Origin of the sequence: Streptomyces otsuchiensis, assembly GCF_004305975.1 — a bacterium.
GTDB classification, from domain to species: domain Bacteria; phylum Actinomycetota; class Actinomycetes; order Streptomycetales; family Streptomycetaceae; genus Streptomyces; species Streptomyces otsuchiensis.
In genome coordinates this window covers 1-14,556 of record NZ_BHZI01000155.1, presented here as the reverse complement: position 1 = coordinate 14,556, position 14,556 = coordinate 1, and the positions used below count along the sequence as shown (strand labels likewise).

Below are 14,556 nucleotides of genomic sequence, written 5' to 3'. Positions count from 1 at the left end.
GGCGACGCCGAGCGCCGTCCCCACACCGCAGCCGAGGGCGGCGGCCAGCGCGCCCAACGGCTCGGGCCGGCCGTTGACCGTCGCGAGCAACGCGACGAGAAGGCCCGCGACCGGTCCCGTCGTCACGCCGGCCAGCACACCGCAACGGCCCGGATTCCTCCTGCACCACAGCTGGAACCGCTGTGCCCGGTACGCAGACATGACCCCGTCCCCGCTCTCCCCCACCGACACGGCCGTCGCCGTGCGACGACCCTGGGTGAGGGCCTGCCCGGGCGGGACGCGGCCCACACCCCCGCTGACCGGCGGGTATCACCGACCGGCAACCAACAGAGTTGATCAGTAAGGCAGTTGGACCGGACGACCCGGCGCCTGGCGCACCCACACGAAAGAGGCCCGGTCCGCGTCTCCGCGAACCGGGCCTCGATCGTTCAGGGTGAGTGACGGGACTTGAACCCGCGGCCACCTGGACCACAACCAGGTGCTCTACCAACTGAGCTACACCCACCATGACCGGCTGTTTCGCACCGGCCGATAAGAGTGTACAGGGTTTACGGGGGTGCTCGCGCCCGCCTTTGCGAGGCCCGCCGGGGCGGCGGTCACGGGCACCCCGGGCGGCCTCAGGAGAGGGTGTGCCGGGCGGCGATCTCCCGGGCGGTCGCGGAGTCCGGTCCGGGCTGCGGCACGAACACCGCCTCGCGGTAGTAGCGGAGTTCGGCGATGGACTCGCGGATGTCGGCGAGGGCGCGGTGCCCGCCGTTCTTCTCCGGGCTGTTGAAGTAGGCGCGCGGGTACCAGCGGCGGGCCAGTTCCTTCACCGAGGAGACATCGATGATGCGGTAGTGGAGGTGCTTCTCCAGCGCCGGCATGTCACGGGCGAGGAAACCCCGGTCCGTGGCGACCGAGTTGCCGCACAGCGGCGTCTTCCCGGCTTCCGGCGCGTGCTCGCGGATGTAGGCGAGGACCATCGCCTCGGCCTCGGCGAGCGTGGTTCCGCCGGGCAGCTCCTCCAGCAGGCCCGAGGTGGTGTGCATCTGACGCACCACCTCCGGCATCGTCTCCAACGCGCCGTCGGGCGGGCGGATCACCACATCCACGCCCTCGCCGAGCACGTTCAGCTCGGAGTCGGTCACCAGCGCGGCCACCTCGATGAGCGCGTCGGCGGACAGCGAGAGACCTGTCATCTCGCAGTCGATCCACACCATGCGGTCGTTCATGCGACCCACCTTACGGCGTGATCGTCACGGCCGGACCGCGCCCGTGGCTCTCGTCCGCGCGGGAGCGGGCGCGCCCTCTCCCTGGCAGCACGGCGGGGCCCCCGGCAGGATGCCGGGGGCCCGGTGGCCCGTGGTTCACGGCGGCGGGCTGCCGCCGGTCACTGCGGCGGCCGTCCGCGCTGATGCGGAAGACGCGGCGGATACGGCTCGGTCATGGTCTTGGCGCGGGGCGCCTGACCGGCCGGTGCCGCCGCGGACTGCTGCCGGGCGCGGTAGGCCGCCCGGTAGGCGGCCGGCGAGGAGCCGAGCTGGCGGCGGAAGTGCCCGCGCAGCGCGACCGGTGAGCGGAAGCCGCAGCGTCCCGCCACCTCGTCGACCGAGTAGTCGGAGACCTCCAGCAGCCGCTGTGCCTGGAGCACCCGCTGGGTGATCAGCCACTGCAGCGGGGCGCTGCCGGTCAGCGACCGGAACCGCCGGTCGAAGGTTCGGCGGCTCATGTAGGCGCGGGCGGCCAGCGTCTCGACGTCGAACTGTTCGTGGAGGTGTTCCAGCGCCCAGGCAACGACTTCGGCCAGCGGATCCGCTCCGATGTCCTCTGGTAAAGACCTGTCCAGGTGCCGCTGGGGCCCCTGGGCGGCCTCCGCCGCGGGTGGCCGCCGCGCGGGCAGCACCAGCCGGCGGGCCAGTGCCTGGGCCGCCTCGGGCCCGTGGTCCACGCGGACGATGTGGAGGCACAGGTCGATCCCGGCGGATGTCCCGGCGGACGTCAGGATGGACCCGTCGTCGACGAAGAGTTCCCGGGGGTCCACATGGACCGAGGGGTACCGCTTCGCCAGTGTCGGCGCGTACATCCAGTGGGTGGTCGCCAGCCTGCCGTCCAGCAGCCCGGCCGCTCCGAGCGCGAAAGCCCCGGTGGAGAGCCCGACGACGCGGGCGCCCTCACTGTGGGCACGGCGCAGCGCGGCGAGTGCCGGTGTCGGCGGTGGCCCGGTGATCGATCGCCAGGCGGGCACGATGACCGTGCCTGCCCGCGAGAGCGCTCCCAGGCCGTAGGGGGCTCTGAGTTCCAGCCCCCCGGTGGTGCGTAGCGGCCCGTCCTCACCCGCGCAGGCGAGCAGACGGTAGCGCGGTACTCCGGCGTCCTGGCGGTCGACGCCGAACACCGAGAGCGGGATGGAGCTTTCGAACATGGGGCTGCCGCTGAACAACAGCACCGCGACGATCTCGCGGCGACGCCGGGTGGCGAGGCTGTCCACCGCGAACGAGCGGTGCCCCTTGACTGGTTCGGGGCCGTGCGTTGGGTCCTGGCTCATGCTCCTCAGTTCCCTCGGTTGTCGCATCCTCTCGGTCCTGCACGTTTCCCCCGACGTGATTGCCAAGATCGAATCTACTGGGTCGGACGAGGTGGGCGGGACCAGTTCGGCACTCGGCGCTCTCCGGCGACATTGCTCCGTGGCGCGAAGCATTCGCTCAGGCAGCGTTCCATGTCCGAGCGGCTGACGGAAGCGCGCCTTCGCCCCCAACTCGCCCTGGACAGGGGCTGTCACTTCCCCCTCGGGCATCCCGGGCAGGGGTGGGCCGGGTGGCGCCGCGCACGCGGTGCGTCACCGGAGACCCCTTGCTGTGCAGGGAAGTTGGCCGAAAATAGGAGTTATGACGGACTGGTTCGGCCGGGGCGGCCCCGGCCGGCCCGAACGCTCGCGGAGCGGCTGGAATCCGTCGGGGCGACCGCTGACATTCCGCCACCGATGGACCACGCTCGGCCACTCGCGGCACCCCCGCGCGGCCGGGCACGCGCTCCGTCGCCACCGGAATCCTGTCCGGCGCGCCGCGTATCCACACAAGCGGAGCCCGTCCCTCCGGGCGATCCGGCCCTCCGGCCGGCTCCCACGGTGCGATCCTCGCCGCGCTGCGGCCGCGAACCGGGATTGCGAAGCGGCACCGACTCGGGCATGCTGCTCCGCCCGGGGCCGCGCGCGTGCCCGCGTGGCCGTGCCCGCGCGAGACCCCACCGTGCCCCGCACCGCGGGGTGTGCGCCGTCGGGGCGACGTGGCCCGGGCGGCGGCGCCCGGCGCATGCGGCCCGGTAGGGCCTTCCGGCCGCTGGGCAGTACGGCAGGGACGCCGTATTCTGGTTGGTACGACCTGTGAAGGGCGGCGACGACGTGCTCCACCGGTCCGGTTCCCCTCTCTCCCGCACCGCCCGAGGCCACTCCACCGAGACACTTCGAGAAACCGATGGCTGGCTACGAGCTTCCCGAACCGGCTGACCGCAAGCGGGGCGTCGCAGATCCGACGACGCCGAGCGAGTCGGCCGAAGAGGCGTGCGTGTCCCGGGACCCGGCGTTCCGCCACGGTGTGGTCGTCGGCTTCGACGGCTCCACCTCCAGCGAGCGGGCGCTCTCCTACGCAGTCGGCATGGCGCACCGCTCCCGGTCCGGGCTGATCATCGTCCATGTGGCGAACCGGCTTCCCACGACGGTCTGGGCGGGCTGCGAGCCGCCGGCCCTGGTGGACGTCCCGGACCACCGCACGGAGGTGCTCGGACTGGAGCTGGCGTGCGCGGACTACCTCGCCGAGGTGCCCTGGGTGCTGCTGGAGCGCGGCGGCGACATCTGCCACGAGCTGGAGGAGGTCGGCCGCGAGTACGCGGCCGACGCGATCGTGGTGGGTTCCACCCACGGGATGCTGGGCCGGATCTTCGGCACGGTCTCCGGGCGGCTGGTCCGCCGGGCCGAGCGCCCCGTCATCGTCATCCCCTGAGCCGGGGCACTTCCTGACGCTGCGTCACCCGGGGTCTCCTCCGGCGGAACCAGGGCGGCGCCACGTCCCCCGAGAGTCCCCCGAGAGGACCGGAAGCAGAGCGAGGGGCTCCCGCGCTCCCCCGGTGACCTGCGGAAAAGCGCGCGCCCCGGGCGGACCGGCCGCACTCCCGTGCAGCCGACGCTCTACCGAATACCCACTCCCCGGAAATAAAAACACACGAATCTTTTCGTGCATGGAATGAATATCGGGGGGCAAGTGACTCGTTGGAGGTTGATACATATGGGTCCCCTGCTTCTTGTTCTTCTGCTGGCTCTCATCCTCTTCGGCGCGGGCTTCGCGCTGGAGATCCTGTGGTGGGTCGCGGTCATCGTTCTCGTCTTCTGGGTGCTGGGCTTCCTGATTCGCCCCGCGACCGGTGGTGGCGGGCGTGGCCGTTGGTACCGCTGGTAGCAAGCACACACCGCTCAGGGCCGGACCACGGGGCGCCACGGCGCCCCGTGCCGGCCCAGCGGCCCCCAGGGCCGCACACACCGTCACACCCCGGGGCGGCCGACCGGCGGGTTCCCCCGCCACCGCCCCAGACTCCCGGAGAACCGAGCATCACCTATTCCCGTGACCGGTACCCACCGGACGGCGGCCGAATTCGATCGCCGGGGAATTCACGAAGAGATCCGGGAATTACCCGCCTCACCACGGAGGGCGGCGACCAGAACGGTCGCCGCCCTCCGGGCATTTCACATGGGTTTTTCCCGGACAACGCGCGGCGCGTTCCACCGCGCGTTTCTCCGGAATGCGGACACCGCGGGTCCGCGCACGCCCGGCGCACGCCACGCGCACAGGCGGCGACCGCCGATCCGGCGGCGCCACTGCGCGAATCCGTGTCAACTAGTCGGCCCGAACACGTGGATTGTGCGCTTGTGATGGGCATGAACAGATGACAGAACGTGCCACCGCGCGGGGGGTGACGGCCCCGCCGGTGGCTTCCCGGCCGGCGTTAGGGCGACGCCGGTGCGAGTGACGGCCCCCGGGGCGTGCGTATGGTGGCACGCGCTTCCCGGGGGCCGTCCCATGCCCACCGCGTCGCTGTCACCGGCATCGCCGACAGCGAGCGGACAAGCCAACCGCGAACGGGCCGCGACTACTCGACGGTGACGGACTTCGCCAGGTTGCGCGGCTTGTCGATGTCCCGGCCGAGCGCCAGCGCCGTGTGGTAGGCCAGCAGCTGGAGCGGGATACCCATCAGCACCGGGTCCAGCTCCGGCTCGTTGCGCGGCACCACGATGGTGTCGTCCGCCTTCTCCTGCGGCTCGTGCGCCACGGCGAGGATGCGGCCGCTGCGGGCCTTGATCTCCTCCAGCGTCGCCCGGTTCTTCTCCACCAGCTCGTCCTGGGGGACGATCGCCACCGTCGGCACGGCCGGCTCGATCAGCGCCAGCGGTCCGTGCTTCAGCTCGGAGGCCGGGTACGCCTCGGCGTGGATGTAGGAGATCTCCTTGAGCTTCAGCGAGGCCTCACGGGCGACCGGGTAACCGCGCACCCGCCCGACGAACATCATCGACTTGGCGTCGGCGAACTCGCCCGCCAGCTTGGCGATGCGGTCCTCCTCCTCCATGATCCGGCTGATCTGGGCGGGCAGCTGCCGCAGTCCCTCGATGATCCGCTTGCCGTCGGCCACCGACAGGTCGCGGATGCGGCCGAGGTGCAGGGCGAGCAGGGCGAACGCGACCGCCGTGTTGGTGAAGCACTTGGTGGAGACCACGCACACCTCGGGACCGGCGTGCACGTAGACGCCGCCGTCGGTCTCGCGGGCGATGGCACTGCCGACGACATTGACCACGCCGAGGACCCGGGCGCCCTTGCGCTTGAGCTCCTGGACTGCGGCCAGGGTGTCGTAGGTCTCGCCGGACTGGCTGACCGCGATGTACAGCGTGTCGGGGTCGACGACGGGGTTGCGGTAGCGGAACTCGCTGGCCGGCTCGGCATCGGCCGGGATGCGGGCCAGCTCCTCGATCATCTGGGCGCCGATCTGCCCCGCGTGGTAGGCCGAGCCGCAGCCCAGGATCTTCACCCGGCGCATCGAACGGGCCTCGCGGGCGTCGAGGTTGAGCCCGCCGAGCCGGACGGTGGCGAACCGGTCGTCGATGCGGCCGCGCAGCACACGGTCGACGGCGTCGGCCTGCTCGGCGATCTCCTTGTGCATGTAGGTGTCGTGGCCGCCCATGTCGTAGCTCTCGGCCTCCCACTCGACGGTGGTCGGCGAGGACGAGGTGCGGCTGCCGTCGGTGGTGTAGGTCCGGTAGTCGTCGGCCTTGATGGTCGCCATCTCGCCGTCGTCCAGGGTGATCACCTGGCGGGTGTGGCTGACCAGCGCGGCGACGTCGGAGGCGACGAACATCTCCTTCTCACCGATCCCCAGGACCACCGGCGAGCCGTTGCGGGCCACCACGATGCGGTCGGGGAAGTCGGCGTGCAGCACGGCGATGCCGTAGGTGCCCTCGACGTACCGCAGCGCCTCGCGGACCTTCTCCTCCAGGGTGTCGGCCCCGGAGCGGCCGATGAGGTGGGCGAAGACCTCGGTGTCGGTGTCGGAGAGCAGTTCCACACCGTCGGCGGCGAGCTTGGCCCGCAGGTCGGAGGAGTTGTCGACGATGCCGTTGTGGACGACGGCGACGGTGCCCGCGGCGTTCTGGTGCGGGTGGGCGTTGACGTCGTTGGGCGCGCCGTGGGTGGCCCAGCGGGTGTGCGCGATGCCGGTGTGGCCCGCGAAGCGCGCCGGGACCTTGGCCTCCAGCTCGCGGACCCGGCCCTTGTTCTTCACGGTCTTGAGGCCGCCGCCCTTGCCACTGCTGTGGATGGCGATCCCGGCCGAGTCGTAGCCGCGGTACTCCAGGCGCTGGAGTCCCTCCAGCAGCAGCGGGGCCACGTCACGCGGGCCGATGTATCCGACGATTCCGCACATATCAAGTCCTCCGGGAGGTTGTTGCCCTGACTTTTCCGTATCGTCCGGTGCGCGGGCGTCGTACGCGCCGGTGGTCGCCGCGTTCGGTCCGGGACTCCGCCGTGGGCGGGTCAGCCGTAGACGATGCGGCGCAGCTGTCTGAGGGACAGCGCGGGCGGCGCGACCGCGCGACGCGGCAGCTCCTCGGCGATCCGCTCGAAGATCGCCGGGTTGGTCATCCCTCTGCCCTGGAGTTCGCGGTGGCGCCGGCGGACGAACTCCTCCGTCGTCTCGTCGAAGTACGCCAGGACGTCCAGGACCACCCGGGCCGCCTCGCCGCGTGCCAGCGGCGTGCTGCGCACCAGATGGTCCACGAGGTCGTCATAGGGCGTACGGCGTCCGAGCACCACTCGATACTGCGGATCGAGGAGGGGGATAGCAACAATCCTGCCCGGTATCGGGCAGGATTGCTGGGTGATGGCGCTCGTATGCACCAGTGGGAGCGTCGCGGACAACCCGCCGGACCCGTGCGGGGCCAGTGCGGGAGCAGCGCGGGACCGTGCGGTCCCGCGGCGCCTCAGAGCTGGTCCAGCACGGCCGTCTTGGCCCGGGCGAACTCCTCGTCGGTGAGCACGCCGCTCTCGTGCAGCTCCCCGAGTTCCCGCAGCCTGCGCAGCAGCGCGTCCTGCCCGTGCTCGCCGGTGCCGCCTGCGCCGGCGGGCGCCGGGGAGGGGGTGTCGCCCTTCGTGAGGGCGATGGGACCGGCCGCCTCGACCGCCTCGGTCTCCCGCGCGTACGGATGCGGCAGCCGCGCCGTGACGGCCGCCGCGAGCAGCGCCGACTCGGAGGTCTCCCGCGCCTCGCGCCAGCCCCAGAGGACCACGCAGTTGGGATCGTGGGAGGGCTTGACCGCCACGTGCGCGCCGAGCGGCAGGACGCGGAACCAGCCGTTCTCCCAGGTGGGGCGCTGCCACTCCACGCCGGTGAGCTCCTCCAGGGCCAGCGAGCGGGTGCCCGCCGACTTCTTGACCTCCTCGGTAGCCCAGCCCCACTCGATCTTCAGCCGCTCGCCGTCGAAGTAGATCTTCCCGTCGGAGCCGTTGAGTATCGCGGGGACCGTCGGCCCCGGCATCAGGTAGCGGTCGGCCGGGTCGTTCACCGGCACCTGGTCCAGGAGCAGGGAGTTGCGGACCTCGTCCACCAGGTACTCGGCGAGCCCCGCCCGGTCGGAGTCCACCTCCAGGCTGTAGGGGTCGGCCGCCTCCTGCAGCCCGCCGGAGGTGGCCTGGGCGAACGGGTCCGCGCCCGCCCGCAGCCGCAGGCGCAGCCGGCCGCGCTTCCGGCCGGCCTCGTAGGAGACCCCGGCCATCGCCGCCAGCGGCACGATCAGCTCCCCCAGCTGGGTGCGGACCGCGTGCACCCCGCGACCGTGTCCGGGGACGATCCGCAACACCTCACCGTCGAAGGACCAGCTGCCGTCCTTCTGTGTGATCTCCGCCATGGGCCGATTGTGCCAGGGCCTCCACTCGTGGTCAGGCCCCGGGCAGGCCGAGCTGCCGGGCGATCAGCATCCGCTGCACCTCGCTGGTGCCCTCGCCGATCTCCAGGATCTTGGAGTCGCGCCACATGCGGGCCACCGGGTACTCGTTCATGAAGCCGTAGCCGCCGTGGATCTGGGTGGCCTCCCGGGCGTTGGTGACGGCGATCTCCGAGGAGTAGAGCTTCGCCATCGCCGCCTCCTTCTTGAACGGCTCACCGGCCAGCAGTCGGGAGGCGGCGTCCCGCCAGGCGACGCGGGCGGTGTGGGCGCGCATCTCCATGTCGGCGATCTTGAACTGGATGGCCTGGTTGGCGCCGATCGGGCGGCCGAAGGCGTGGCGCTCGGTGGCGTAGCGCACCGACTCGTCGACGCAGCCCTGCGCGAGGCCGGTGGCCAGCGCGGAGATCGCGATGCGGCCCTCGTCCAGTATCCGCAGGAACTGGGCGTAGCCGCGGCCCTCGTCGCCGAGGAGGTTGGCGGCGGGCACCCGTACGTCGGCGAAGGACAGCTCCCGGGTGTCGGAGGCGTTCCAGCCGACCTTGGAGTAGGGAGCGGCGACGGTGAAGCCGGGGGTGCCGGAGGGGACGATGATCGTGGAGATCTCCGGGGCGCCGTCCTCGCGCCGGCCGGTGACGGCGGTGACCGTGACGAAGCCGGTGATGTCGGTGCCGGAGTTGGTGATGAAGCACTTGGTGCCGTTGATGACCCACTCGTCGCCGTCCCGGACGGCGGTGGTGCGGGTGCCGCCGGCGTCCGAGCCGCAGTCGGGTTCGGTCAGGCCGAAGCCGCCCAGCATCTCGCCGGAGCACAACCGCGGCAGCCACTCGCGCTTCTGCGCCTCGGTGCCGAAGCGGTGGATCGGCATGGCGCCCAGGGAGACGCCCGCCTCCAGGGTGATCGCCACCGAGGAGTCGACCCGCGCCAGCTCCTCCAGGGCGATGCCGAGCGCCAGGTAGTCGCCGCCCATCCCGCCGTGCTCCTCGGGGAACGGCAGGCCGAACAGGCCCATCCGGCCCATCTCCCGGACGATGTCGTACGGGAACTCGTGGCGCTCGTAGTAGTCGCCGATCTTCGGGGCGACCACGTCGTGGGCGAACGCCTCCACGGTGCGGCGCAGTTCCTCGTGTTCGGAGGCGAGGCGGTGGTCGAGGGTCATGTCAGCTCTCCTTGTGGGACGGCGCCGACAGGGCGCGCACGGTGCGGGACGGGCTGGGTCGCCCGAGGTGGGTGGCCATCCAGCCGCTGGTGGCGGCGAGGGAGCCGAGGTCGATGCCGGTCTCGACACCGAGGCCGCGCAGCATCCACAACAGGTCCTCGGTGGCGAGGTTGCCGGTGGCGCTGCGGGCGTAGGGGCAGCCGCCCAGGCCGCCCGCGGAGGCGTCGACGGTGGTCACGCCGTGCCGCAGGGCGGTCAGGGTGTTGGAGAGTGCCTGCCCGTAGGTGTCGTGGAAGTGGACGGCGATCCGCTCGGTGGGGACGCCGGCCTCGTTGAGGGCGGTGAGCAGCGCGGTGACGTGGCCCGGGGTGGCGACGCCGATGGTGTCGCCGAGGCTCAGCTCGGCGCAGCCCATGTCGATCAGCGCCCGGCTGACGCGCACGACCTGCTCGACGGGGACCGCGCCCTCCCAGGGGTCGCCGAAGCACATGGAGAGGTAGCCGCGGACCTCCGCGCCGGCGGCGAGCGCGCGGGCGGCGACCGGCTCGAACATCGCCAGCGCCTCGTCGACGGTGCGGTTGAGGTTGGCGCGGGCGAACGTCTCGGTGGCGCTGGCGAAGACGGCGACGTGCCGGGCGCCCAGTGCCAGCGCCCGGTCCAGGCCCCGGTCGTTGGGGACGAGCACCGGCAGCCGCACCTCGCTCAGCGCGGGGTCTCCGGACAGTTCCCGGTACAGCTCCTCGGCGTCGGCGAGCTGCGGTACCCAGCGCGGGTGGACGAAGCTGGTCGCCTCGACGGTGTCCATCCCGGCCGCGGCCAGGCGGCGGACGAACTCGGCCTTGACCTCGACCGGGACCACGGCCTGTTCGTTCTGGAGCCCGTCGCGGGGCCCGACCTCGTGGATGCGGACCCGGGCGGGCAGCCCGTCGGCGGGGACGGTCATCGGCAGCTCGGCGCGGGGCTCGGTGGTGGTCATGTCGTCTCCTCACCGGTGGCGGGGTGCGGTTCGTCGCCGGTGGCGGGGTGCGGCTCGTCGCCGGGTGCGGGGTGCGGGTCGACGACGGCCAGGACCTGGTCCATGGCGACGGTGGTACCGGCCCGGACGTCGAGTTCGGTGACGGTGCCGTCGTGCGGCGCGGAGATGACGTGCTCCATCTTCATCGCTTCCACGATCAGGAGCGCCTGCCCGGCGGTGACCCGGTCGCCGACGGCGGCTTTCACCAGGGTGACCGTGCCGGGCATCGGCGCGGTCAGGGCGTCGGCGCCGTGGGCGCCGGCCGCGCCGCGCAGCGCGGCGGCGACCGGGTCGTGGTGGAGCAGCTGCCAGCTCTGGCCGTCCCGGCCGAGCCAGTGGGCGCCCACGCCCGCCGCGTGGGCGAACGTCGACTGGACGCCGTGCCAGACCAGGCGGACGTCTCCCGGGCCGGCGGGCAGCAGCCGGGCGGGCACGGGCTCGGCGTCGGAGCCGATCCGCACCTCGGTGGCCTCGGCCTCGCCGCGCACGGCCACCGCGACCGGGTCGTGCCCGGGTGCCCGCAGGTGGTGGGTGGTCCAGGCGGGGCCCTCCAGCCGCCAGGCGGTGGGCAGGGAGAACGGGTCGGTCCAGCCGCCGGTCTCGGCCGGGGTCAGCGCGGCGTGGGCGAGCAGCGCGGCGGCGGCGTACGCCTCGTCGGGGACCCCGGGCGGCAGCAGCGCGGCGGCGTCGCGGTCGACCAGGCCGGTGTCCATCTCGCCGGAGCGGACCTCGGGGTGGTCCAGCAGGGCGCGCAGGAACGCGGTGTTGGTGTCCACGCCGAGCACGGTGGTGGCGGCCAGTGCGGCACGCAGCCGGCGCAGTGCGGCCGGGCGGTCGGGACCGTGGGCGATGACCTTGGCCAGCATCGGGTCGTAGCTGGTGGAGATCTCGCTGCCGTCCGCCAGCCCGGAGTCGACGCGGACGCCCTCGCCGTCCGGTTCGCGCAGCAGCAGCACGGTGCCGGCGGAGGGGAGGAAGTCGACGCGGGCCCCCTCCCCCTCCCCGGCCTCGGCGGTGTCGCTCCGCCGGGCGGTCTCGGCGCAGATCCTGGCTTCGACGGCGTGGCCGTCGAGGGTGATCCCGGACTGTCCCCAGGGCAGCTTCTCGCCCGCGGCGACCCGCAGTTGCCACTCGACGAGGTCGATGCCGGTGATCAGCTCGGTGACCGGGTGCTCGACCTGGAGCCGGGTGTTCATCTCCATGAAGTAGTGGGCGCCCCGGTCGCCGCCGGGGACGATGAACTCGACGGTCCCGGCGCCCCGGTAGCCGCAGGAGCGGGCCGCCTCGACGGCGGCCTCGCCCATCGCGGCGCGGGTGGCCTCGTCCAGCAGCGGGCTCGGGGCCTCCTCGATGATCTTCTGGTGGCGGCGCTGGAGGGAGCACTCGCGTTCGCCGAGGTGGACGACGCCGCCGTGGCCGTCGGCGAGCACCTGGATCTCGATGTGCCGTGGCCGGTCGATCCAGCGTTCGACGAGCAGGGTGTCGTCACCGAAGGAGCCGAGCGCCTCACGGCGGGCGGCCGCGATCTCGTCGGCGAGGCGGGCCTCGTCCCGGACCAGCCGCATGCCCTTGCCGCCGCCTCCGGCGGAGGGCTTGAGCAGCACCGGCATGCCGATCTCGCGTGCGGAGGCGGCGAGTTGGCCGTCGTCGAGGCCGGAGCCGGTGGAGCCGGGGACCACGGGGACGCCGGCGGCGCGGACGGTCTCCTTGGCACGGATCTTGTCGCCCATCAGCTCGATCGCGTCGGCGGGCGGGCCGACGAAGACCAGCCCGGCCTCGGCGACCGCACGGGCGAACACGGCGTTCTCCGCGAGGAATCCGTAGCCGGGGTGGACGGCCTGGGCACCGGTGAGCGCCGCCGCCTTCAGGAGGCGTTCGACGGAGAGGTAGCTCTCGGCCGCGGCGGTGGGACCGATCCGCACGGCGGTGTCGGCCTCCCGGACGTGGCGGGCGTCGGCGTCGGCGTCGCTGTGGACGGCGACCGACCGCACGCCGAGGCGCCGCAGCGTACGGATGATCCGCACGGCGATCTCGCCCCGGTTGGCGACCAGTACGGTGTCGAACATCTGCCCTGCTTCCCTGAGTTGCCGCTGCTGCCTCTGCCGCTGCCCGGTGCCGCCGTCCACCGCGCTCACATCCGGAAGACGCCGTAGCCCGGGTTGCCGAGCGGCGCGTTGCCGCAGGCGGTGAGGGCGAGGCCGACGACGGTCCGGGTCTGGAGCGGGTCGATCACTCCGTCGTCCCAGAGTCGGGCGGTGGCGTAGTAGGCGTTGCCCTGTGTCTCGTACTGCTCGCGGACCGGGGCGCGGAAGGACTCCTCGTCCTCGGTGGACCACTCCTCGCCCCGGCCCTCGATCTGGTCGCGCTTGACGGTGGCGAGGACGGAGGCGGCCTGCTCGCCGCCCATCACGGAGATCTTGGCGTTGGGCCACATCCACAGGAACCGCGGCGAGTACGCCCGGCCGCACATGGAGTAGTTGCCGGCGCCGTAGGACCCGCCGATGACGACGGTGAGCTTGGGCACCCGCGCGCAGGCGACGGCGGTGACCATCTTGGCGCCGTGCTTGGCGATACCGCCGGCCTCGTAGTCGCGGCCGACCATGAACCCGGAGATGTTCTGGAGGAACAGCAGCGGGATGCCGCGCTGGTCGCAGAGTTCGATGAAGTGCGCGCCCTTGAGGGCGGACTCGGCGAAGAGGATGCCGTTGTTGGCGACGATGCCGACGGGGTGGCCGTGTATCCGGGCGAAGCCGGTGACCAGGGTGGTGCCGTACTCGGCCTTGAACTCGTGGAACCGGGAGCCGTCGGTGATCCGGGCGATGACCTCGCGCACGTCGTAGGGGGTGCGGGAGTCCGCGGGGACCACTCCGTACAGCTCGGCGGCGTCCACCGCCGGCGGTTCCACCCGCTCGGTGGTCCAGGGGAGTTCACCGCGCGCGGGGAGGGTGCCGACGATGTCGCGCACGATGCGCAGCGCGTGGGCGTCGTCCTCGGCGAGGTGGTCGGTGACGCCGGAGACCCGGGAGTGCACCTCGCCGCCGCCGAGTTCCTCGGCGGTCACCACCTCACCGGTGGCGGCCTTCACCAGCGGCGGCCCGCCGAGGAAGATGGTGCCCTGCTCGCGGACGATGACGGCCTCGTCGCTCATCGCCGGGACATAGGCGCCGCCGGCGGTGCAGGAGCCGAGCACCGCGGCGATCTGCGGGATGCCGCGCTCGGACATCCGGGCCTGGTTGTAGAAGATCCGCCCGAAGTGCTCGCGGTCGGGGAAGACCTCGTCCTGCATCGGCAGGAAGGCGCCTCCGGAGTCGACCAGGTAGAGGCAGGGCAGCCGGTTCTCCAGCGCCACCTCCTGTGCGCGCAGGTGCTTCTTGACCGTCATCGGGTAGTAGGTGCCGCCCTTGACGGTGGCGTCGTTGGCGACGATCACGCACTCACGGCCGGAGACGCGGCCGATGCCCGCGATGACGCCGGCGGCCGGGGCCTGGCCGCCGTAGAGGCCGTCCGCCGCCAGCGGTGCCAGTTCCAGGAAGGGGGAGCCCGGGTCGAGGAGGGCGTCCACGCGGTCGCGGGGCAGCAGCTTGCCGCGGGCGGTGTGCCGGGCCCGGGCCCGCTCGCCGCCGCCCTCGCGGGCCGACGCCAGCTTCTCGCGCAGTTCGGCCGCCAGCGCCTCGTGGGCCGCGACGTTGCTCCGGTAGGAGTCGCTCGCGGGGTCGGCGGTGCTGCCGAGCGGCGGTGCCTGGGACATGAGCCTCCTGCCTCTCGCTCCCGGGTGCCCGTGCGGGCCGCCGCCGGGGGCCGGGACGACTCCGGATCGCTCCGGATGGTTAGTGAGCGTTAACCGCCCTTCTCGTGAGGTTAACGCTCACTAACGCCGCTGTCTAGAATGGGAGACATGCCCCGGCCGACCCCCGGCGGCCAGCCCGC

General features: G+C 72.5%; 11 protein-coding genes and 1 tRNA gene. 2 read left to right on the top strand and 10 right to left on the bottom strand.

Annotation, left to right across the window (positions count from 1 at the left end; genetic code table 11):
• Nucleotides 1-432: 432 nt before the first annotated feature.
• From E0D90_RS16010 to E0D90_RS16000, 3 genes are all read right to left on the bottom strand, one after another.
• Nucleotides 433-505 (bottom strand) — tRNA-His (locus tag E0D90_RS16010).
• A 112-nt stretch (nt 506-617) separates the two neighbouring features.
• The gene (gene orn / locus E0D90_RS16005) at nt 618-1,214 is read right to left on the bottom strand and encodes an oligoribonuclease (protein ID WP_130798931.1); all 597 of its coding nucleotides are present in this window, start codon (nt 1,212-1,214) and stop codon (nt 618-620) included.
• A 158-nt stretch (nt 1,215-1,372) separates the two neighbouring features.
• Nucleotides 1,373-2,527 (bottom strand): GlxA family transcriptional regulator, encoded by a 1,155-nt coding sequence (locus E0D90_RS16000; protein WP_103501799.1) that lies wholly within the window; start codon nt 2,525-2,527, stop codon nt 1,373-1,375.
• A gap of 925 nt (nt 2,528-3,452) precedes the next feature.
• Here E0D90_RS16000 and E0D90_RS15995 point away from each other — a divergent pair.
• Nucleotides 3,453-3,977: a universal stress protein gene (locus E0D90_RS15995; protein ID WP_103501800.1), complete on the top strand. Its 525-nt coding sequence runs from the start codon at nt 3,453-3,455 to the stop codon at nt 3,975-3,977.
• A 282-nt stretch (nt 3,978-4,259) separates the two neighbouring features.
• Nucleotides 4,260-4,430 (top strand): hydrophobic protein, encoded by a 171-nt coding sequence (locus E0D90_RS15990; protein ID WP_103501801.1) that lies wholly within the window; start codon nt 4,260-4,262, stop codon nt 4,428-4,430.
• A gap of 688 nt (nt 4,431-5,118) precedes the next feature.
• Here E0D90_RS15990 and glmS read toward each other — a convergent pair.
• The 7 genes from glmS to E0D90_RS15955 all read right to left on the bottom strand — a co-directional run bounded on the left by glmS (nt 5,119) and on the right by E0D90_RS15955 (nt 14,377).
• Entirely contained in the window at nt 5,119-6,939 is a 1,821-nt protein-coding gene (gene glmS / locus E0D90_RS15985; protein ID WP_130798929.1) for a glutamine--fructose-6-phosphate transaminase (isomerizing), read from the bottom strand.
• 110 nt (nt 6,940-7,049) lie between these two features.
• On the bottom strand, nt 7,050-7,325 hold the full coding sequence (locus E0D90_RS15980) for a hypothetical protein (RefSeq protein ID WP_103501811.1): 276 nt from the start codon (nt 7,323-7,325) through the stop codon (nt 7,050-7,052).
• A gap of 170 nt (nt 7,326-7,495) precedes the next feature.
• The gene (locus tag E0D90_RS15975; RefSeq protein ID WP_130798927.1) at nt 7,496-8,419 is read right to left on the bottom strand and encodes a DUF4429 domain-containing protein; all 924 of its coding nucleotides are present in this window, start codon (nt 8,417-8,419) and stop codon (nt 7,496-7,498) included.
• A gap of 31 nt (nt 8,420-8,450) precedes the next feature.
• The gene (locus tag E0D90_RS15970; RefSeq protein ID WP_130798925.1) at nt 8,451-9,614 is read right to left on the bottom strand and encodes an acyl-CoA dehydrogenase family protein; all 1,164 of its coding nucleotides are present in this window, start codon (nt 9,612-9,614) and stop codon (nt 8,451-8,453) included.
• A 1-nt stretch (nt 9,615) separates the two neighbouring features.
• Complete coding sequence (locus E0D90_RS15965) at nt 9,616-10,590, bottom strand: hydroxymethylglutaryl-CoA lyase (RefSeq protein ID WP_103528839.1); 975 nt, start codon at nt 10,588-10,590, stop codon at nt 9,616-9,618.
• Nucleotides 10,587-12,695: an acetyl/propionyl/methylcrotonyl-CoA carboxylase subunit alpha gene (locus E0D90_RS15960; RefSeq protein ID WP_130798923.1), complete on the bottom strand. Its 2,109-nt coding sequence runs from the start codon at nt 12,693-12,695 to the stop codon at nt 10,587-10,589. Before E0D90_RS15960 ends, E0D90_RS15965 begins: the two co-directional genes overlap by 4 nt.
• A gap of 65 nt (nt 12,696-12,760) precedes the next feature.
• On the bottom strand, nt 12,761-14,377 hold the full coding sequence (locus tag E0D90_RS15955; protein ID WP_130798921.1) for a carboxyl transferase domain-containing protein: 1,617 nt from the start codon (nt 14,375-14,377) through the stop codon (nt 12,761-12,763).
• Between the last annotated feature and the right edge of the window lie 179 nt (nt 14,378-14,556).